Below are 19854 nucleotides of genomic sequence, written 5' to 3'. Positions count from 1 at the left end.
CGTGCTATCGACGCGGTATGACGCTGGAGCAGCTTCGCATCTTCGTCGGCGTCGCCGAACGTGAGCACATGACAGCCGCGGCGCGTGCGCTGAACGTCACCCAGTCGGCGGCATCCGCAGCGATCGCTGCGCTGGAGGAGCGGCACGCTATTAAGCTCTTCCACCGCGTCGGCCGCGGCATCACGCTGACCGAAGCAGGCCGACTGTTCCTGATCGAGGCACGCGGCGTGCTCAAGCGTGCCGACGCGGCCGAGACGGTGCTGGAGGAGCTGGGTGGCCTGAAACGCGGCACCCTACGCGTCGTCGCCAGCCAGACCATCGCCGCCTACTGGCTGCCGCCGATCCTGGCCGCGTTCCGGGAACGTCACCCGGCCCTAGGCATCGAGCTGGCGATCGGCAACACCGCCCAGGCTGCGGCGCGTGTCCATGACGGCGAGGCGGATCTTGGCATTGTCGAAGGCGAGACCGACGACCCGGTGCTCGCGCACTGGCCGATCGGCGAGGATCGGCTGCTGCTGGTCAGCGCCGAGCCGTTCGGAAGGGGCTGCGTCGATGCGGCTTGGCTGGCACAAGCGCGGTGGGTGCAGCGTGAGCCGGGATCGGGCACGCGTTCGACGTTGGACCGCTATCTGCTCGCCTTGAGTATCGATCCCGCTGCGCTCGACGTGGCGCTCGTTCTTCCGTCTAATGAGGGCGTCCGTACCGCCGTGGAGGCCGGCGCCGGCATCGCAGCCCTATCCTCGCTGGTGGTGACGCCAGCGATAAGGGCGGGAACGTTGCACGCTGCCCCGATGGTGTTCGATCCCCGCCCCTTTTTCGGGCTGCGCCATAAGGAACGCTATCGCGCCCTAGCCGCAGATGCCTTGCTGGATGTGATCGGTCGGGGGAAGCAGTAGGCGGCGCTGCCGCTGAAGCCGGATGTCCAATGTCCCAGAAACTCAGACATCTGCGACATCACTCCTTTCCCATAGCTCCGTCGCCATGTGCCTGTTTCGGGAAAGCGCGATCGGGAACGGGTTCTGGGAAATGACCCTGCTGGCGAGGTGATTGTGCCCTCCCCTCGCCTCTGCGATCCCGGCGGAAGTTCGTTTTAAAGAATGGATGGAGGGTTAGACTATCGGGACAACTCGCTTGCGAACTTGCCAAGTGATCGCCTTGCGCAGCACGTGGGATAGCTGCTCGACCGAGTAGGGCTTGTGCAGCAGCTCGAACCCGTGCTGCCCATTTTGCGCAAGCACGTGACTATAGCCGCTGGTCAGGATGATCGGCACGTCGGGATAAAGGCGGCGGACCTCGCCGCCCAGCTCGATCCCACCCATGCCGGGCATCACTACATCAGAGAAGATGACGTGGAAGCGGTCGCAATTCTCTTGTAGCAGGCCGAGCGCTGCACGACCGTCCGTCGCCAGGACGCTGTCGTAGCCCAGCTCCGCCAGCGCAGCCGTCGCGAACTCGCCGACCTGCGCGTTATCCTCCACCACGAGGACGCACACGCCTTCACCATCGACCCGCTCGATCGCTTCAAGATCGATCGCCTCGCTGCCGTCCGGATACGCGCGTGGGAGATAGAGGGTGAAGGTCGTGCCCTTGCCTGGCACGCTATCCACTTTGATATCGCCGCCCGACTGCTTGGCAAAACCAATGACCTGACTAAGGCCTAAGCCAGTGCCTTCGCCGACGCCCTTCGTCGTGAAAAACGGCTCGAAGATGCGCTCGACCACATCGGCGGAGATGCCACTGCCCGTGTCGGCGATCGTAAAGGCCACGAAGTCGCCAATCTGGGCGGCATGCCCCCGAAGCGCCGGGATGCCGGACACAGGTCCCGTCGCGATCGTGAGATGCCCTTCGCCATTCATCGCATCACGGGCGTTGATGCCCATGTTGATGATCGCCGTGTCGAACTGGCTGCGGTCCGCATCGATGAAGAAGGCCGCTTCAGGTACCTTGATGTCGAGGACGATGCGCGACCCGGTCATGGTCCGCACCATGGTGGCAACTTCCTCCAGCGAGCTGCCGGCGTCGAACACCTCCGACCGGAGCGACTGGCGACGCGCGAAGGCAAGAAGCTGACTGGTCAACTTGGCCGCTCGCTCCGCCGTATCGCCGATCGCGTCAATGTATCGGCCCCGCTTCTCTGCCGGCAGGTTGTCGCGACGAAGCAGATCAACCGAGCCCCGGATAACGGTCAGCAGATTGTTGAAGTCGTGCGCCACCCCGCCCGTCAGCTGGCCGATCGCTTCCAGCTTCTGGCTCTGGCGAAGCTGTTCCTGCGCTTCGGCCAGTTCCTCCTCAGCGCGGACTCGATCGTTGATATCGACGCCATGCTGGACCGCACCGACAATGTGCCCCTCCGCATCGCGTAACGGATTGTAGGATATCTCCCACATCGGCACCGCGTGATCCGGGTGACCGAACCGCTGGGTGACGGTGAAGTCCTCGCCCGCCAGTGCGCGATCCAGATAGCTTCCGATAAGCACGCCCTGGTCGGGCAGGAACAGCTCAGGGAAGGTGTCGCCAAGCCGGGCGCGATGCCCGTACACCCGGAAGAACTCGTCGCTGAATGCCTGGTTGAAGGCGATCACGGCATGGCGCGCGTCGAACGCGCATACCGGGTTGGGATCTGATCGAACGATATCTTGATACAGCCGCAAGGCTGTCGACCCCTCCCGCTCGCGTTCCTTGCGCTGAGTTTCCTCCATAGCGGTGCACAGCAGCGCCACGATCTCGCCCTGATCGCCGCGCACGGGCGAGAAGGAGAAGGTCCAGAAGGTCTCGACCATGCCGCGGCCGTCGCGATCCATGAGCAGCGGCCGTTCGGTGAACTTCGATGCGGTGCCCGCGAACGTCTGGTTGATCGCGTCGCGCACGTCCTCGTACACGTCGGCCCACACATCCGCGAAACGACGTCCGATCGCACCAGTCAGCTTGTTGCCGAGCTGCGGCACGTAAGCGTCGTTGAAGAAGAACAGCCGCTCCGGTCCCCATGCGAACCACATCGCTTCCGGCGATGCGAGGATCAGCGACAGCAGGAAGCGGAAGGTCGCCGGCCATTGTTCCTGCGAACCGAGCGGGGACGCACCCCAATCGAACGCGCGCAACTGGCATGACGCCTTGCCATCTCCGGCGAACGAAAGCGGATCAGTCATTTACGATGCGTAGTGCATTCCTCTCGATCCGACCATGACTTGCCAGCTCTCAATGATCGTCATTCAACCGTGCTGTGGGAATGCTCCAGTCGCCCTGATCCCCGACCGTCAACTGGAACTCCTAATCTGAAGAAGCCTTATGCGGCCAACTTATGGAGCGAGGCGATCACGCGGTCCTGCCGGTACGGCTTAGGGAAGAACACCGTCTCCGCTGGCATGACCGTCCGCGGCGGCAAGGGCTTCCCCGATGTCATGATGATCTTGATCGGCGGCCAACGGTCGCGGATGCACGCGGCCAGTTTGATGCCGTCCAGCCCACCGGGCATGTCGATATCGGTAAAGACGATCCGGATGTCCGGTCTGCTCTCCAGGATCGCGATAGCCTCGGCAGCATTCGCCGCTTCCAGCGGTTCGTAGCCGGCATCCTCGACCACCTGCGCTGCGAACAGCCGCAACAGGGGCTCGTCCTCGACGACGAGGACGATCGGTACGGAGCCTTGATGGGAGATGGTCATCGGTTCCTGCTACGCCTGTGCCAAATGCTCGACGGAGGCCCGCAGGTCGGCCTCGAATCCATCCGGTTCATAACGAAGTTCGGTTCCGCCCGTTCCGGTCAGGCCGAGCCGTATCAGCTTGGAGCCGAAGCCTTTCCGGCTCGGCGCGACGACCGGCGGACCGCCACGCTCGCGCCAGCGAACGATCAGCGATGCGGTCGGGCCGCTGCCCTCGATGATCCATGTGAGTTCGACGTGTCCGCCCTCCATACAGAGCGAGCCATATTTGCACGCATTCGTCATCAGCTCGTGAATGACGAGCGAAAAGGAGAGCGCGGCGCGCGCGCCCAACGGCACCGAAGGACCATCGAGGTTCACGCGGTCGCCGAAGCCGACCGTCTCCACCACTGCTTCGGCCACGGTCCGCAGGTCCGCGTCCTTCCAGCTTTTCTGCAACAGCACGTCATGCGCGGCGCTCAGCGCGACAAGGCGACGCTCGAAAGACTCTACCGGCTCGCGCTCGGACACAGCGCGCAGGGTCTGGCTGGCGATCGCCTGCACCATCGCGAGCATGTTCTTGAGCCGATGGTTGATTTCGCCGTTGAGGATGCTTTGCTGCTGCTCGGCACGCAGGCGGGCAACACCGGCTTCGAGACGGTCCGCAACGCTGCGGAGGAACAGCAGCTCGTCGGGCGTCCATGTCCGTGGTCGTGCGGCATTGACGATGAAGATGGCGACCGTGCGCCCGCGTTCCCGAACCGGCATGTTCACCAGCGCGCCGATATCCAGTGCGTGCATCGCAGCTGTATTGGCCGACGTGCGGTGATCGGTAGCCACGTCCTCGATGACCAGTGGTTCGCCGGCTACCAGATCGGCGCGCAAAGCGCCGTAATCCGCGAAGCGGTGACGCCCGGCGATGCTGGCGACGCCCGGCGCGGTCCAGTCCGCTTCGACATCGACGATTTCCACGTCAGGATCGACTAGGCCGAAGCTCGCTCGCTCCACCTGAAGGACGCGACCGACGACGGCAGCCGCTGCGGAGGTCATTTCGACTGCCTCCTCGCTGGCGCGGATGCACTCGCCGATTTCGATCAATGCCGATTGCAGTTCCAGCAGGCGGGCGCTGATCTGTCCGGCGCGTCGAAGGTCAAGCTGGTCGGACACCTGCCGTCCGAGCGCGCGCAGGAGCGTCAACTGTTCGGGCGTCAGGCCTTCCGGGCGCGGTACCGTATCGATCACGCATAGACGTCCGACGACAACACCGGAGCGCAGAACCAGCGGCGCGCCGGCGTAGAAGCGGAACGCCCGCTCGCCGGTCACCAGCGGATTTTCCGCAGTGCGGGGATCGCAGGTCAGATCGGGTATGACGAGCATATCGGCTTCATCGATGTCGATCTGGCACACCGACTGGGCGATTTCTGTTTCTCCCACGTCCAGGCCTACGCGCGCCTTGAACCATTGCCGGTCATGATCGAGGAGACTGATAAGCGCGATCGGCGTGTCACACGTCCGCGACGCAATGAACACGATGTCGTCGAACGCCTGCTCTTCAGGAGTGTCGAGCACCGCCAATTCTCTTAGCGCGCCTGCACGACGCGCGGCCTGACTCTGTGGCAATCCCCGCCCCTTTCAATAGCCTGGCCGTCCCCCCGGACCTGCATAGCCTTAGCCGGGTATGAGGTGGGCGGATACGAGCGAATTGCAGCGCAGGACGCCGGCCAAATTTGAGGCGATTAAGCGGGTGCGCGGCGGAGACCGTCGTTTCAGACATCCGTTTGAACGAAAGTAGTCGGTCGGCTCGCCACCCGACAACGGACATGCCGTTGTCGCAAAACGCGGGACATATGAGACGCTCCAAACTCAGGATATACGCGACGTCCGAAACTTAGCACTTTCGCGATGAGGCTACTGTTATGTTCGCTTGATCAGCTCCAGTGGCGCACGGCCCCCGTATCGACATGGACGAAACCGTCGTGCGGGTAGTAGCCGACCCCGCCACCCCGCAGAGACAGTGCTGCGTCTCGCAAACGGTGCAGACCCACGCCGGGAATAGCGATGTCGGTTGCCTTGCCCAACATGTGCTGGCTCTTGCTCGCCACGGCGTGCGAGCGTGCGTGAAGCGCACGGTTCGTCCTGGGGCAGCGGTAGCCGGACACGAGTTTGAGTTGCTGGTGCGGTGATACGTCGAGCCTGTCGCGAACCCGGACCAGCAGGTCCAGGAGCTTGGGGTCCATGTGCCTGACTTCGCCGGTGCGCCAGTCGCGCAGCGCGTGGTTCAACTCGGCCAAGCCATCGGCCTGGTAGCGCCCGTTGGCGAAGTAGCAGGCCTCATAACGCTCGCCATTGTGCGGATTGGCAAAGGCCAGGCGTCGCTCCGGTGTGCGGGCGGATACACGTTGCGACAACGCGGCCATCACCAGTGCGGCAGCACCACCGCCGAGAAGGTCCCGGCGGCCAAATGAGTGATTGGTCATGCTTTTTCGGCTCTCCGGGTAGGGAAGGCCTGCTCACCTAACATGAGTTCGCCGGCTGCTCGCCCCGGCAAGAGGGTGTTCGTCCCGGCGTTGAAACCGCTTGTCCTAGTCGGCTCAGTAGAGCCTCGGCGCATCCAGCGACACCGAACCACGTCCTCTGCCCCATCCCTGCTGCTCGTCCGCGCCGGTTCCGCAGCGAAGATAGGCTGGACCGATCACGCCGTTCGGCAAGCCGATGCTCTCGGCTAGCCAAGTAGCTCGTCTATCAGGCCTACTACCCGTTCGCCACGATAGGGCTTGGGTATGAATTGCCCGCGCTCGGGCAGGTCATCCCGCTGCACCGCTACAGCACCGGAGGTGACAATGATGACAACATCGGGCCGGCGCTCATGGACCATCCGGGCAAGCTCTACCCCGTCGAACCGGCCTGGCATGTTGACGTCGGTAAACATGGCATTGATGTCGGGACGTTCGGTTAGCCGGATAAGCGCATGCTCGGCGTCGTAGGCGTCAACCACCTCGAACCCTGCATCCTCGAAGGCCTGCATGGCATCCATAAGGATGAGGGGCTCGTCCTCAACGACGAGCACGACGGTTTTGGTACGATCGAGCATGGACGGTGCTAAAGCTTTGAGCGCGGCAGCTGTTCCAGCAACTCAGGCAATCAGGAGCCGAGCTGGGTCGGCCTCGACCAGCCAGCACACACCTTCGGGCGGATAACGCAGCTCGCTGCGACCACCGAACGACCGGCCCATGCTGTCGATCAGTCGGGTGCCGAAACCCTTGCGGGTGGGCGCCGCGACGCGAGGGCCGCCCTGCTCTTCCCAGCTGAAGACCAAGCGCTCGGCACCGGCACATTCCTGCCGCCGCCAATGGACGGTCACCTGCCCGTCAGGAACCGACAACGCGCCATATTTGACGGCATTGGTCGCGAGTTCGTGCAGCACCAGCGTGAACGACAGCGCGGCTCTGGCCCCCACCTCGACCGGCTCGCCGTTGATACCGATACGCTCGCCATCGTTGACCGAGGCCAGGGCAGTCTGCACCACCCCGCTGAGGTTGGACGCCTGCCAGTTGCTGGCAGTGAGCAGGTCCTGCGCACGGGCCAGCGCCTCGAAACGCTCCGTCACGCTTTCGCGCGCCTCGTCGAGCGTAGCGGCCGAGCGCAGCGACTGGTGTACGATCGCCTGTACCATCGCCATGGTGTTCTTCATGCGATGAGCGAGCTCGCCGGTCAGAAGCTTCTGATGCTCAATCGCCTGCTCGCGCTCATGCACATCAACGACGACGCTGACGGCACCTGTCATCTTGCCGCTTTCGTCACGCAGCGGAACGGAACTGACCTCGGTCTTGAGCCGGGTGCCGTCAGGTCGCTCGATCAGGAACGGCGCTGCATGCGTCTCGATGCCATGTCGGATCGCTTGCACCTGGGGATAGTCGTCGAGTGCATAGGGGCTGCCGTCCTCATGGATGGCGCCTGCCCCAAGGTAACGGTCCATGCCGCCAGCGGAGAAGTCGCGACCGGCCAGACGCCGCATCTGCTCGTTGATGAGAATGGATGCGCCCGTGGGGGCGGCCGCTAGAGACAGGCCTACCGGCGCATTTTCGAACACGGCGCGTAGCGTGGCTCGATCGAAGGCCAGCTCGGCCGCCACCTTCTTCAGCTCTTCCTGTGCGTGATGCTGGACGCTGCGGTCGCGCAGGATCTTGACAAAGCCGATGTGCACACCGTCGGCTTCCAACGGCATCATCAAGCCATTGGCCCAGAAACGCGAGCCATCCTTGCGCAGGTGATAGCGCTCGTCCTCGCCGCGGCCGGTCTCGATCGCTTCCCGCATCTCCTGTTCGGGAATGCCAGCGTCGATCTGCTCAGGGGTGAAGAAGACGTGAGCCGGCTTGCCCAGCATTTCTTCCTCCGTCCAGCCCATGGTCTGGACCGCGCCCTCGTTCCAGCTCGTGATCATGCCGTCTCGATCGAGCGAGATGATCGCGTATTCGGTCGAACTGTCGAGGATCGCACGGTGCAGCGCTTCGCTTTGGGCGACGTTAGCGGCCGACCGATGGACCTCGCTCATTTCGGCGAGCTGATCGCTCCGTTGCTCGGCATTGCGTCGGTATGCTTGCTGGAGACGCTCCTCAAGCTGGTCGGCGCGCACTTTGCCCGTGTTCTGTGCGCTTTGCGCATAAAGCCCCGTATGGCGCAAACGCTCATTGGCATGTGCCAATTCGGCTTTTAGTTCCTCGTAGCTCGGCTTCAAATCTTCGGACATGCGGGCTTTGAATAGCAGGCACTGTCGTGACGCGCGAGAGCGGCGCGGGAGGAAACGGGAACAGGTTGTGAGTGGCACGCCGAAACCCATTGGGTGCGGTTAGACCGCGTCTTGCAGGTGCCTAAGGAGCGACCTTGGCGAAAGCCGCAACCAGCTCCCGATCGTTCACCGGCTTGCCAAGGATGGCGGCAGCGTAGTGGCACGGTTCGCATTCTTCAGGCGTACCGGTAACAAAGATGACCGGTATGGGGCCGCAGTCCGTATAGATGCGCGCAACGGCCTTGGGCCCGGTTCCTTCGATCAGCCGCACGTCCGACAAGATCACATCAGGGCGCTGGTCCTGAGCTGCGGTGACGGCCTCCGCCTCGGTGTCGGCCGTCCCGATCGACGTAGCCCCTGCATCCTCGGCCAGCATCGAAAGATGCATTGCCACAAATGGGTCGTCTTCAATGATGAGCACGTGACAGATGGAACCAACTCCGCGGCAATCTGGATTAACGTGCCCGGATGCACTTCGGGCCCGAACGATCTTGCGCGACTGAGCCGGCGCTAGCACCCGGCTACGCAGCGCTCGCATAAGCAGCGACTATTTGCGCGCCTAGAAAGTCAGCATTTTGGCGACACGACCCCAGTCCCATAACTCCGTCGCTAGGTGTCCATTTCGAGAAAACGCAATTGGGAACAGGTTTCGGGAACTGGCGCCGCCCGGGAGGTGAAGTGCCCTCCCCTCACCTTCTGCGATCCCGGGTAAGGTTCCCAATCGGGAACGCCCTCCCGTCCAAAATTGCTGGCACGGTGTGCGTACTTATGAAACGTTAGCGCAACGATACTTCGGAGACGTACCCTTTGCGCTTTACCTCCGCCATTGGCCTGATGTTCGCATTGGGCGGTTGCACCGCCACCATAGAACAATCGTCCCTACTGCCCACCATGCAGGAACCCGTAACGTCTGCGGTGCAGGTGCTGGCGGGCTACTCTCGGCAGGACCGGATCATCAGCCTAGCAAACCTTGGCAACGTGCATGTCGCGCGACTTACGAAGCCGGGTAACCGGGCTACGGTGATCTACAGCGGAGGTAACGGATCATTTATCTCAAACTCCGGAAACCGGCTGAACGAACTTGCGAGCGTGACCGGTGCCGACATCGTGACGTTCGATTATCCCGGTCGAGGCGGTACGACTGTGCCGAAGACGACAGATGCACTGATTGACTTTGGTCCCGCGTTGATGACGGGACTGCGGCAGGAGGGCTGGATAGTGTCCGGGCCGCTATACTCCTACGGCTTCTCGCTGGGCGGCGCGACCGCGTCGAACGTCGCCAGCACCGGTGGTTTTGCAGGGCTGATACTGGAAGCGACGGCGGCAGATATGCCGGCGGTCGCTCGCAACATGATCCCGACCATGCTCAAGCCATTCATCCGGGTGAAGGTGTCCGACGATCTCAAGCGGTTCGACTATGGGGGCTATGCCGTCGCCTCCCATACGCCAATTCTCGTTTTCGCAGGCGATGCAGACAAAACGGTCAGCGCAAAAACAGCAGGGCGTTTCGCTGCTGATCTGAAAAAGGCCGGCGCCAAGGTGACGTTCGTCGAAGTGCCGGGCGGTCACGGCAAGGCTCTATCGTCATCTCAGGGACGTGAGGCCGTCGAACGTTTTATGGGAAGGCCAGCAGACTGAAGCAGCCTTGTTAATTCCCATTTCACCATCCTTGCGGCGAAGCCGGTCGTGAGGCTTGGCCGTGCTGCCTGCGTCGCTCATAATCGACCGCATGACGAGTAAGGCACCCAGCTACAACACCCGATCCTCGCTCCGCGACGATCTAACCCGGATGGGTTTGATCGCGGGCGATACCGTCATGGTCCATGCCGCGATGAGCAAGGTTGGGCCGATGCTCAACGGCCCCGATGCCCTTTCCGCGGCCTTGCTCGACGTGATCGGTCCCGAAGGTACGCTGCTGGTCTATACGAGCTGGGATAGCTTGCATGACGACTTGCTGGACGATGACGGACGTGTACTTGCTGAATGGCGGGATCATGTGCCGGGGTTCGATCCGCAAGCGTCGAGGGCGGTGCGGATGAACGGCGTCATCGCCGAGTTCGTTCGTACGATGCCCGGTGCCAGGCGCAGCGGCAATCCCGGTGCTTCCGTCGCGGCGATCGGCAGGCTCGCGGATTGGATCACCGCCGATCACCCCCAGGATTACGGCTATGGCGAAGGCTCGCCGCTCGCCAAACTGATCGAGGCAAACGGTCGCATCCTGATGGTCGGCGCACCTCGGGACACCATGACGCTGATTCACCACGCCGATCATCTTTCGAACCTGCCCGCCAAGCGAGTGGTTCGGTACGAGGTGCCTTTCGCCACCGGGGCGGACACGACCTGGCGCTTCATGGAGGAGTTCGATACCACCGAGCCCGTGGTCGAGGGCCTGCCTGAAAACTATATTGAGCAGATCGTCACCGCCTATGTCGCAGGGGGGAGCGGTCGCGAAGGCACGATCGGCCTTGCCCCTTCCTTGCTGGTGGATGCTCAACCAATGCTCGCGTTCGCGATCGAGTGGCTAGAAGCTCGTAGCGCCCTTCCCGCAACCCGATTTGGACGGGTTTAGAGTAGCCTTTTAGATTCCCGACCAACCATCCCCCAAATGGGAACGGCATTCGGCTTAGTCGCTTAGTAGGTTAATCGCATAAGGCGGGCTGGTGCGTCCTTGCCGCAGTCGGTCCCCTGCCCTACGCCCGGCTCGATACCGGCGGCGAGACGATGCGCCGAAGAAGCAGGCAACGTGCCTGCTCAATGCGAGTGCGAGGCGTGCGGCTACCCAGTGCGGACCGCGTGCAAATGGCTATAGACGGTTGGCGCGTTGTTTTGTCGGGTCGAGGATCATGGACCGATGCGCCATGTCCGCAGGACGGTGGCGAAGGCGGCAAGCCGGCCTATAAGGCTCAGCGACTAATTATCTTTACGACTAAGCGGTTAAGCTGTATGAGTCGCTTAACCGCTTAGTGGGAGTAGCAGTCATGCAGGTATGGGCCGTGATCGCGCAGAAGGGCGGTCAATCCAAGACGACCCTCTCTACCGGCTTCGCCGTCGAAGCGGCGCACGAGGGGGCGTCCGTCGTGATCCTCGATGCCGACGACCGGCAGGGGTCGGCCCTCTACTGGTCGGAACGTCGCGACGATGACGACGTGACAGTGAAGGACAGCAGCGTCGCCGGCCTGCCGCTCCACGTCTCGCGCGGGCGAAGCAGCGGCAAGATCGACCTCATCATCATCGACACGCCGGCGAATTCCAAGGACATCGCCATGCTTGCGGCCGAGCAGGCGGATTTCGTCATCATCCCCGTCGCGCCGCGCGGGCTGGATGTTCATTCGGTGTTGCAGACCGTGAAGCAGGTCCAGCAGGCGGGCACGCCGTTTGCGGTCATCCTGACCCAGGTGCCCCACCAGGGCGGGGAGGGGCGGGAGGCTCACGCCGGTTTCGCAGCAAAGGGCGTGACAATGTTCGACAGCCGCCTCCATTTCCGCAAGGACTATTACAAGGCGACGCCGCTTGGACGGACAGCGGCCGAGACGGAGCCGGACAGCAAGGCGGCGGCCGAGTTGAGAAGCGCCTATGAAGAGGCTAAGCGACTAAGCGGATATACGACTAAGCAAGTAAGCGAGGTGGCATGATGGCGAGGAAGCCTTCCGCGCTGGCCGGCATCTTCGATGACCAGCCCGAAGAGCCAGCACCGGCACCGGCACCGGCGCCCGCCGCGGTGCCTGTCCCCGTGTCGCAGCAGGCGGCATCACCGCGCCGATCGCGACGCGATGCTGACACATCGGCACCAGCCAAGCGAAGCAGCCATCCCGGCAAGAAGCCGGTGCTGATTCATATCCCAGAGGACATGCACCGCGCGTTGCGCCAGCTCAGTGTCGAGGAGGGCGGGGAACCCCTCACCGTCATCACCGAACGCCTGCTCCGCCAGTATCTGGTCAAGCGGGGGCACACCAGGTTCGCGCCATGAGCAAGCGGCGCGATCCCAATCCCGAGTTTGACCTGTTCATCCCGGCGCTGGGCGACCTTCCGCTCCGCGACCAGCGCGAGGTCATGGAGCGACCGTTCTTCTCGCTCCAGAAGCGCAAGCGGTTGAAGCCGATCGAGTATACGAGCCCGGACGGCGAGGCGTGGGTGCGCGTGCAGGCGATCCCCGACTATGGCATGGCGACGATCTGGGACGCCGATATCCTGATCTGGGCGGCATCTACGCTCAACCGCATGAAGCAGCAGGGCCTGAACGACCTGCCGCGCACGCTGACGACGACGCCTTACGACCTGTTGCGGGCGATCAAGCGTAGCACCGGGGGGCGGGACTACCAGGAGCTGCAAGCCGCGCTGCTCCGGCTCCAGACCACCTCTATCACGACCTCGATCCGGGCGACGAAGCGACGGCAGAAGGCGGGCTTCAACTGGCTGGATAGCTGGACGTTCGATACCGACGCCGACACCGAACAGCCCCGCGGGATGACGCTGACCCTCTCCGATTGGGTCTATGAGGGCATCGTTAACGAGAAGTCGCTGCTTACCATGCACCCCGACTATTTCCTCCTGTCCGGGGGGCTGGAGCGGGCGCTTTATCGCATCGCGCGCAAGCACGTCGGTTCGCAGCAGGGTGGGTGGCTGTGCCGGGTCGAGGTGCTGCGCGACAAGACGGGCAGCGACGCCCAGCCCAAGGAGTTCAACCGGATGCTCCGGCGCGTGATCGAGGCCGATCAGCTCCCCGACTATGCGATGGAGCTGGCGGAGACGACCGACAGGAGTCCGGCCGTCCAGTTCAGGCGTCGCGGCGAGGCGGAGACACTGGTCTTGGCAGAGAAGATGCGGGCAGAAGAAGAGCGGCGCGCACGCTTCGACGCCGATCGCCGGCGCACTGAGGAGGTGGATGCCCGGATGGATCGGCTCACCGGCCGACGGTGATTATCGGGGTTTCACCCACCGCCGGCGCAACTATCGGGGTTTCGCCCACCCGCCAAAGTCGATCAGCGGCCCCCGGCGCGCTGCTGCGGATGTCGAACAGTCCCTCCATCTGTGGATAACCGATCCGAACACCCAGTTTTCAGACGCGTCTGACTCGGGGTTTCACCCACCATTGCTTCGGGGTTTCACCCACCACACTATCGGGGTTTCACACACCGAACCACGGGGTTTCACCCACCGAGCCTCCCAGCAGGATGTTGAAAACACGCCGAATATTCCGCGTTTCGCAGCCCTTAACCTTCTTAACAATTCCTATTTAACAGAATCTCTTAACCCCATCGTATGGCCTCTGACATAAAAAGGACAAAACGGAATTGCCCCTTAGGGCAATATGCCTTCATTAGGTGCCAGCTATCGCCGTCACAGGAGCGGCCTTACGGCCGCAGGCTTCCGGAAGAAGCCCAACCGATCCGGCGGTGTGTGCCCGCAGCCGGCACGCCTGCTGAGAAGGCAGGGGAGGGTGAGCTGATACCCCAAAGCTCACCGTTCGGCCTTGCCGGTGTGTGGGATCAGACTTGATCATACCGACCGGCGAACTCGCGATCGGCGTAGTAGCGCAGTTTGGCGGCGATTACCGGCCGCTGCCCCGCAAGGAACAGGAGTTGGCGATCGGGCGAGAGGGTGCGAACCTCGTCAGGCGTGAGCAGTGGGCGGCCGACATGCTATTGCCCAAGCGAGATCCTCGACCCTTGCGTGTCGAGCGCTCGGTTCATCGTGTCGAATACCACCGTCGCCTGGGCGACCGCCTGGGATCGGAGCGGCGTGGCGATAAGCAGAACCGCTTGGTGCTGTGGACTGGTCTGGGCGGTCTAATGCTGGGCGTGTTCCTCTACGCGATGATGGCTGGGCCGATCGCGCGGCTCGCGCCGTCAGGCTGGGTGTGGCCCGAGCGTATGGCGGCGCGCATCGTTGATGAGCGTACGCCCTGGGAGGCCGGCAAACATCTCATGCGACGTGCCTCACCGGCTAGTTGGGACGCGATCGTCAGCGCCGCTAATCTGGCGAAGGGCAATCGCGAGACGATCGACGGATGCCGTGCGGCTGCTGCCGAGGTGAAATCCAGGACGGTGCGCTGCACGACCAAGGTCGGCAATTAAGCGTTTGATCAAACGGTTGACTGGTGCGATCTTTCGTGGGGTTGGAAAGGAAACTGCATCGCAATGTGACGAGTTCCAGCAAGCGGCTGATTCCAGCGGACCCTCTATGCGGCCAGGACAGCCTGTGCCGCGGCGCTGGCGGGGGCCAGGCGGGACGTCGAAATACCGCACAGACTGCGCCCGATGCGAGCGGCAGCTTGGCAGAACACTTGAGTTTGGTGAACGATAGGGGGGAGAGGTGCTTAAGACCCTAGAGCAGCGGCATAGCGAACTGCTGGCACTGATGGCGACGATGCGCGAACTGATCGTGAGCAATGAGATCGATCGCGACGCCGTGACACGAACGCGGTTGGGACTGGGTAAGGCAAGCACCGCCCGCACCAGGTTTTTGACAGAGGCGGTCTACCCTGCGCTGCTCAATACGCTGGCCGGCACCGAGGCTGCCCGAGTGCGCCAGTTACGGTTTGACGGTTCCGACGATCGGGCGCGATCGTCCGCGCACGTCGGCAAATGGAACTCCTCGGCTATTGCGCAGGATTGGCAGGGTTTCCGACGCGACGCGGCAACCATCCTGGCGATGATGGACACCCGGATCGCGCTTGAAAAGCGCGTGCTGTACCCTTTGCTGGGCAAAGCCGCCGATGACGCGGTATAGGAGGATCTGATGGCAGACGAAGCGAAATTGTACCGGGAACGGGCTGACGCCGAGCGGGCGATTGCGGCGGGTTCGATCCTGCCCAATGTGAGAAACAGAGCGCTGCATTGCGCAGCAAGGTGGGATGAACTGGCAGGTCAGGCCGAACGAACCCGCGCGGGCGCCGAGGCGCGGCAGGGACGTGCTGCCTATTCATCTTTGATAGCACGAACTTCCGCCTAAACCCTTCTGCAGCCCGCAATACGTTTGCTCGATCGGACCGATCGGTAGAGCGAAGCTGGGCCTTCGGGCAACTTCTCCCCAACTTATCGGGTCGGCTTTGCCGGCACTCTTTTGGGCAGCGGGGATCATGCCACATGGCGCACAGGCAATTTCATGGCTGATGGCAAGCGGGAACGGGTCTGTGATGCCGCATCGGTTCCTGCAACCATGGCCGCCGAAGTGGCAGGCTATCGGTGGGCACGCGATGCTGTCTGCCAGTCTGGCGGAACAGTCTATCGCCTCCACGGCAAGCCCGGCGCCCTCGATCTGTTTCTCAAGCACGGTGAGGGTGCCGTTGCCGAGGATATAACCGACGAAATGGTAAGGCTGCGTTGGCTCGTCGGCTATGTGTCGGTGCCCGCCATGATACAGTTCGTCCGCACTCCGATCAGGCATGGCTGCTGACCACGGCGCTACAGGGTCGCACAGCGCATCAGGCGCTCTCTCCACCCCTGATAACCGCTTTGCCGTTGTCGATGCGCTGGCGGCCTTCCTGCGCCGCTTACACGCCATTCCGATCGGCGAATGTCCCTTCAACAGCGATCATGCGCTCAGGCTCTACCGCGCAGCGATGCGGATCGATGCCGGCCTCGTCGAGGTCGATGAGTTCGATGAGGAGCGGCAGGGCTGGACCGCCGAACAGGTCTGGAACGCCATACAAGAGCTTTTGCCGCTCACGCCAGATCCGGTGGTGACGCACGGAGACTTCTCGCTCGACAATCTCCTGATCCATGAGGGAAAGGTCGTCGGCTTCATCGACACCGGACGGGTCGGTATCGCCGATCGCTATCAGGATCTGGCAATTTTATGGAACAGCCTTGGCGAGTTCGGTCCGTCGTTACAAACCAGGCTGTTCAAGCAATATGGCATTGCCGATCCCGATCGGCGCAAGCTGCACTTCCACCTGATGCTCGATGAGCTTTTCTGAGAAATTCCCGATGTTGGCTTTTGGCTTGGGTGGAATGTGGCCAGTGCTTCGCTTACATAAGACACCTAGTCAGGAGGCGCCGCATGCCGTTCCATGATTCAGCTGCTCGTCGTTCTTCGCGAGAGCGCATCCGTTTGGCTTTGTCCAAGACGGGCGCGCTGCGAATATCGCGTAAGCGGGGGCCAGACAGTCCGCCGAGCGCCGACCCGCTTCCTTGCCCGGCAAACCCGCGGCCTGGCGGCCTTTCGGGAGGGGCTGCCGCTTTGATCGAGAACGACTAGTCTAGCCAGGAGCCGTTGAGCCGGTCGTTAGGCCTCTGCGCTGGAGATCGGCTTACCCTTTACAGCCATCTGTACCGGCCGACCGATCACCGCACGATCGGCTGGCCACCGGCGTGCGATGCATCTACTTTTGGCGATACGGGCGATGGTGACGGCATCTGCCTGATTGCCGCCAAGCACGTGATAAGCGGCCAGGTCCTCGCCGACGTAGAAGCCCACATGCCCGCCACCCATACGCTCGAACACGAGCACTGCGCCGGGAGCGAGGCGTTCGGGACGAAGCAGCTGGCCCCATGTTGCCCAGGATGTCGCCCGCACGGCGATCGGGGGCGCTTCGATGCCGTCCTCCGCCAGGCAGGTGGCAACGAAGACACCGCACCAAGGCACGCTGTCAGCATTGTAGATCATGCCAAGCACCTTGGTGCCGAGGCGTTTGGCCCAGCCCAAGATCGTCGAGCTGTTGGCCGCGCCGGGTGCCTCGTGGGTGCCAAGCTTCGTCCGGGCGGCAGACAACCATGCTGGTTCTTTCGTCACAATGACGCCCCTTCCACCCCCGCTGCTGGTCGGTGGAGGTTGATGCTGTCATATAGCTCGAGCAGTGCATTGACCTCGGAGATGATGACTTCCTGCTCAGTCCGGCAGCGCGCGCTAGCGTCAGCGGTGGGTACGCCGTTTCTGCCATCGTGGACGGTGAACCCCTGATCCAGCAGCCACAGTGTATCTCGCGCCCGCGCTCGCTGGCGGCGCAGATGGTACACCCATTGTTCAACAACGCTGGACGGCACCAGCCGTTCGATCTCACCCATTGGCGGGTGCTTACCGGCAAGCGTGTTGATCGCAAGCTGCGTCCAATGTCGCCACCGGGATGGTCGCCGAGGTGCCGGTCAGTTGCTCGCTTTGCCTGTCCAGGATGTCTCCAAGCGAATGGGATGTCTGATGTACCGCTAAACAAAAACGCTAACTTGCAGCATCCTACATGTTACAATCGAATGCGCGTCGAACGCTCCAGCGGGTTGCGTTGCAGATCGCATAGCCTACCGACCGTTCGTGGTAAAATCGGAACTCATCAGCAGCTTAGCAGCGAGGCACCCCGATCTTCCTGATGCAGTGTTGCAGCAGTTCGTCGATGCCTTCTTCGAATCAATCTCAACGCAGCTTGCGCAAGGCGGCCGGGTAGAGCTTCGTGGCTTCGGCTCATTTCAAACCAAGGTTCTCGACGCCAGGCACTCGATAAACCCGGCAACGGGGGAGCGGATGCAGGCTGCTCAGAAGCGTGTACCTCGTTTCAGGCAGAGCATCAGAATGCATGAGAAACTGAACGGGCCGCGGGGATAGGCAGGATCACCGGTCTACCGATACCTTGCTGGAATGGCCGGCTGGCAAGTTTACGCAGCGCAACTGAGATAATAATCCCGCCTGACGCGTCCAGCGGGGCTGATGCATACCATCCAGGATTGAACTCCAGCCGTCGTTGGACCGATCATGACGATGCGCGCCTTTGCGCTATGATCGATGAAGGCTACAAGGTGCCTGCTATCGCGACTGCGCTCGACAGATCGAAGGCTTCCATCATGGCTCGCAAAAGCAAACTTGGTGGCAGCCTGCGAACACGCAACCTAGGCCTTGCTCTTGCACCGCCGAACGGACCACCTTCTCTAACCCCGCCCGATTCGAATCGGCTGACGAACCGGGAGAACGGCAAGAGGCAGATCATGAGCAGAAACGATGGAGTGACCACGGCAGAGCGAGCCTTCCAGCTTGCCAGGTCCGGTACATGCCAAACGATCAGTGAGATCAGCCGGCAACTGAACCGGGAGGGGTTCGAGATGGTCCAGTCACATCTCGGGGGTGGGAGCATCAAGGCCCAGCTAAACAAGCTGCTTAGTGAGGGGAGGGAAGAGGGCTATGTTCGGGGGGCAAGACGATGAGCACACTATCGTAAAACTCGGCGACGCCATGGGACGGCTGCATACCTTCGCCATCCTTCACGGGCACGATGATGTGATCGACGACACCAGCGGTCTTACCAGTCAGGACCTGAACCTGCTGCTCGACGTACTGAGGAAGGTGAAGGCGATTGCCCTAGCTGCGCCGAAGCTTTGATGAACCTCGTCCGCTCAGCTCAGGCCACTGCGATTGTCGTATGCGTAACCTGCTGTTGAATTTTAACCGCGCGCTAGCCGATCTCGCAGCGTCCATCGGTGCACCCGAACCTGCCCCCAAGCGCAAGCACGCAGGGGGGCGTCCACCAGGATCGGGGGGAAAGCGTTTGCGCGATTGCCTTCGAGCACTATCCGGCCCCGACGGTGCGGGTACCTTCGTGATAGGTGACATCTCTCGCACCTATGGCAAGCCGATCACGGGATCGAAGATCCAGCGGGAGTTGGCAACGCTGATTCAAGCGGGGCATGTCGCCTCCCGAGCAGGAAGCAGCTTTCAGATGACCGAAGCAGGATTGGCGATGCTGCACGCGACCAAGCCGGCGGACGACCTACGTTCGAAATGACCATCATCGATCGGCCGGTTTCTATCTTCTGGTTTCAGGTCGGCATGCGCGACTGATCGAACGATAGGCTCGCCGTCATCTCTTGGAGTGTTGAGGAATACCTCGCCATGGACATAGCCAACGATAATGAATGCCGGTTTTACCATGACGGTGAGTGACTCCGTGCTCCCGCTTGCGGTTCGCGACATGCTGGATCCATGCGATCGTTCGGGGATCGGCATGGACGTGGTCATGAACATCTTCCGCACGCGGCTTTCTCCAGCGCCCGACGTACGGACGAGCTACCGCGGCTCTGACTGCTCGTCCGCATTGCCGCGGTACACGGTCGTCCCAAGCGCATTCGCCTGGATAATGGCCCGGAAATCATCTCCAAGGATCTCGACCTATGGGCCTATCAGCATGATGTGGTGCTGGACTTCAGTAGGCCCGGAAAGCCGACCGATAATGCGTTCGCGGAGGCGTTCAATGGCCGGGTGCGGGCCGAATGCCTCAACGCATACTGGTTCTTGAGCTTGGACGATGCACAAGTAAAATGTGAGGCGTGGCGGCGCGATTACAACGAGCATCGTCCGCATAGCTCCCCCGGCAACCAGACCTTGATGGGGCAGCTCATCGACTAAACCACCGTTCCAAAGGTGAGGGCGTACCTCAAAGCTCATATTTGAGCTATCCAATCAACGCGCGTTCGTCTCAGCGATACCCGACATCCACAGGAGCTGCAGATAA

The 19854-nt window shown here is 62.2% G+C and carries 22 protein-coding genes and 2 pseudogenes; 13 read left to right on the top strand and 11 right to left on the bottom strand.

Going from position 1 to position 19854, the window contains the following annotated elements:
• The first annotated feature begins 17 nt into the window (after positions 1-17).
• Complete coding sequence (locus AC07M8_RS18130) at positions 18-896, top strand: LysR family transcriptional regulator (RefSeq protein ID WP_495175629.1); 879 nt, start codon at positions 18-20, stop codon at positions 894-896.
• Positions 897-1109: 213 nt separating this feature from the next.
• Here AC07M8_RS18130 and AC07M8_RS18125 read toward each other — a convergent pair whose 3' ends face one another.
• From AC07M8_RS18125 to AC07M8_RS18095, 7 genes are all read right to left on the bottom strand, one after another.
• Positions 1110-3146 (bottom strand): PAS domain-containing protein, encoded by a 2037-nt coding sequence (locus AC07M8_RS18125; RefSeq protein ID WP_495175628.1) that lies wholly within the window; start codon positions 3144-3146, stop codon positions 1110-1112.
• 137 nt (positions 3147-3283) lie between these two features.
• Positions 3284-3661 (bottom strand): response regulator, encoded by a 378-nt coding sequence (locus tag AC07M8_RS18120; protein WP_458635525.1) that lies wholly within the window; start codon positions 3659-3661, stop codon positions 3284-3286.
• 9 nt (positions 3662-3670) lie between these two features.
• Positions 3671-5206, bottom strand: a complete 1536-nt coding sequence (locus tag AC07M8_RS18115; RefSeq protein ID WP_495175627.1) for a sensor histidine kinase — start codon at positions 5204-5206, stop codon at positions 3671-3673.
• 359 nt (positions 5207-5565) lie between these two features.
• Positions 5566-6114 carry a peptidoglycan L,D-endopeptidase MepK gene (gene mepK, locus AC07M8_RS18110; protein WP_495175626.1) on the bottom strand — a complete coding sequence of 183 codons (549 nt, stop codon included), beginning with the start codon at positions 6112-6114 and terminating at the stop codon, positions 5566-5568.
• A gap of 245 nt (positions 6115-6359) precedes the next feature.
• The gene (locus AC07M8_RS18105; protein WP_495175625.1) at positions 6360-6728 is read right to left on the bottom strand and encodes a response regulator; all 369 of its coding nucleotides are present in this window, start codon (positions 6726-6728) and stop codon (positions 6360-6362) included.
• 42 nt (positions 6729-6770) lie between these two features.
• Complete coding sequence (locus tag AC07M8_RS18100; RefSeq protein ID WP_495175624.1) at positions 6771-8384, bottom strand: sensor histidine kinase; 1614 nt, start codon at positions 8382-8384, stop codon at positions 6771-6773.
• A 121-nt stretch (positions 8385-8505) separates the two neighbouring features.
• On the bottom strand, positions 8506-8844 hold the full coding sequence (locus AC07M8_RS18095) for a response regulator (RefSeq protein ID WP_495175623.1): 339 nt from the start codon (positions 8842-8844) through the stop codon (positions 8506-8508).
• A 386-nt stretch (positions 8845-9230) separates the two neighbouring features.
• On the opposite strand from AC07M8_RS18095, the gene AC07M8_RS18090 reads away from it, so the two are divergent.
• From AC07M8_RS18090 to AC07M8_RS18070, 5 genes are all read left to right on the top strand, one after another.
• Positions 9231-10061 carry an alpha/beta hydrolase family protein gene (locus AC07M8_RS18090; RefSeq protein WP_495175622.1) on the top strand — a complete coding sequence of 277 codons (831 nt, stop codon included), beginning with the start codon at positions 9231-9233 and terminating at the stop codon, positions 10059-10061.
• Between the two features lie 61 nt (positions 10062-10122).
• Complete coding sequence (aac(3), locus tag AC07M8_RS18085; RefSeq protein ID WP_495175667.1) at positions 10123-10992, top strand: aminoglycoside 3-N-acetyltransferase; 870 nt, start codon at positions 10123-10125, stop codon at positions 10990-10992.
• 409 nt (positions 10993-11401) lie between these two features.
• Complete coding sequence (locus tag AC07M8_RS18080) at positions 11402-12055, top strand: nucleotide-binding protein (RefSeq protein ID WP_495175621.1); 654 nt, start codon at positions 11402-11404, stop codon at positions 12053-12055.
• On the top strand, positions 12055-12390 hold the full coding sequence (locus tag AC07M8_RS18075) for a hypothetical protein (RefSeq protein WP_495175620.1): 336 nt from the start codon (positions 12055-12057) through the stop codon (positions 12388-12390). Before AC07M8_RS18080 ends, AC07M8_RS18075 begins: the two co-directional genes overlap by 1 nt.
• Complete coding sequence (locus AC07M8_RS18070; RefSeq protein ID WP_495175619.1) at positions 12387-13340, top strand: replication initiator protein A; 954 nt, start codon at positions 12387-12389, stop codon at positions 13338-13340. Before AC07M8_RS18075 ends, AC07M8_RS18070 begins: the two co-directional genes overlap by 4 nt.
• A 569-nt stretch (positions 13341-13909) precedes the next feature.
• Here AC07M8_RS18070 and AC07M8_RS18065 read toward each other — a convergent pair.
• On the bottom strand, positions 13910-13999 hold the full coding sequence (locus tag AC07M8_RS18065) for a hypothetical protein (protein WP_495175666.1): 90 nt from the start codon (positions 13997-13999) through the stop codon (positions 13910-13912).
• A gap of 60 nt (positions 14000-14059) precedes the next feature.
• On the opposite strand from AC07M8_RS18065, the gene AC07M8_RS18060 reads away from it, so the two are divergent.
• The 4 genes and pseudogenes from AC07M8_RS18060 to AC07M8_RS18045 all read left to right on the top strand — a co-directional run bounded on the left by AC07M8_RS18060 (position 14060) and on the right by AC07M8_RS18045 (position 16341).
• Positions 14060-14497, top strand: a complete 438-nt coding sequence (locus tag AC07M8_RS18060; protein ID WP_495175665.1) for a DUF6118 family protein — start codon at positions 14060-14062, stop codon at positions 14495-14497.
• A 238-nt stretch (positions 14498-14735) separates the two neighbouring features.
• Positions 14736-15152, top strand: a complete 417-nt coding sequence (locus AC07M8_RS18055; protein ID WP_495175618.1) for a hypothetical protein — start codon at positions 14736-14738, stop codon at positions 15150-15152.
• 9 nt (positions 15153-15161) lie between these two features.
• Positions 15162-15374, top strand: coding sequence for a hypothetical protein (locus tag AC07M8_RS18050; RefSeq protein ID WP_495175617.1), 213 nt, complete (start codon positions 15162-15164; stop codon positions 15372-15374).
• A gap of 153 nt (positions 15375-15527) precedes the next feature.
• Positions 15528-16341 (top strand): annotated as a pseudogene (locus AC07M8_RS18045) (APH(3')-I family aminoglycoside O-phosphotransferase).
• Between the two features lie 308 nt (positions 16342-16649).
• Here AC07M8_RS18045 and AC07M8_RS18040 read toward each other — a convergent pair.
• Together AC07M8_RS18040 and AC07M8_RS18035 are read right to left on the bottom strand one after the other, a co-directional pair.
• Complete coding sequence (locus tag AC07M8_RS18040; RefSeq protein ID WP_495175616.1) at positions 16650-17156, bottom strand: TIGR02594 family protein; 507 nt, start codon at positions 17154-17156, stop codon at positions 16650-16652.
• Complete coding sequence (locus AC07M8_RS18035; protein ID WP_495175615.1) at positions 17153-17428, bottom strand: hypothetical protein; 276 nt, start codon at positions 17426-17428, stop codon at positions 17153-17155. The genes AC07M8_RS18040 and AC07M8_RS18035 overlap by 4 nt, the downstream gene beginning before the upstream one ends.
• Positions 17429-17669: 241 nt before the next feature.
• Here AC07M8_RS18035 and AC07M8_RS18030 point away from each other — a divergent pair, with 241 nt between their 5' ends.
• Both AC07M8_RS18030 and AC07M8_RS18025 read left to right on the top strand, forming a co-directional pair.
• Positions 17670-17957, top strand: coding sequence for an HU family DNA-binding protein (locus AC07M8_RS18030; RefSeq protein WP_495175614.1), 288 nt, complete (start codon positions 17670-17672; stop codon positions 17955-17957).
• Between the two features lie 570 nt (positions 17958-18527).
• Positions 18528-18725, top strand: a complete 198-nt coding sequence (locus AC07M8_RS18025) for a hypothetical protein (RefSeq protein WP_495175613.1) — start codon at positions 18528-18530, stop codon at positions 18723-18725.
• A gap of 333 nt (positions 18726-19058) precedes the next feature.
• Here the strand turns inward: AC07M8_RS18025 and AC07M8_RS18020 are convergent, their stop codons facing one another.
• Positions 19059-19361, bottom strand: a complete 303-nt coding sequence (locus tag AC07M8_RS18020) for a hypothetical protein (RefSeq protein WP_495175612.1) — start codon at positions 19359-19361, stop codon at positions 19059-19061.
• An 87-nt stretch (positions 19362-19448) separates the two neighbouring features.
• On the opposite strand from AC07M8_RS18020, the pseudogene AC07M8_RS18015 reads away from it, so the two are divergent.
• Positions 19449-19748, top strand: a pseudogene (locus tag AC07M8_RS18015) (integrase core domain-containing protein); the annotation flags it as partial.
• Positions 19749-19854 lie beyond the last annotated feature (106 nt).

It is taken from the genome of Sphingomonas sp. GW821-FHT09E03 (assembly GCF_059416225.1).
This window is presented reverse-complemented; position numbering and strand designations above follow the sequence as displayed.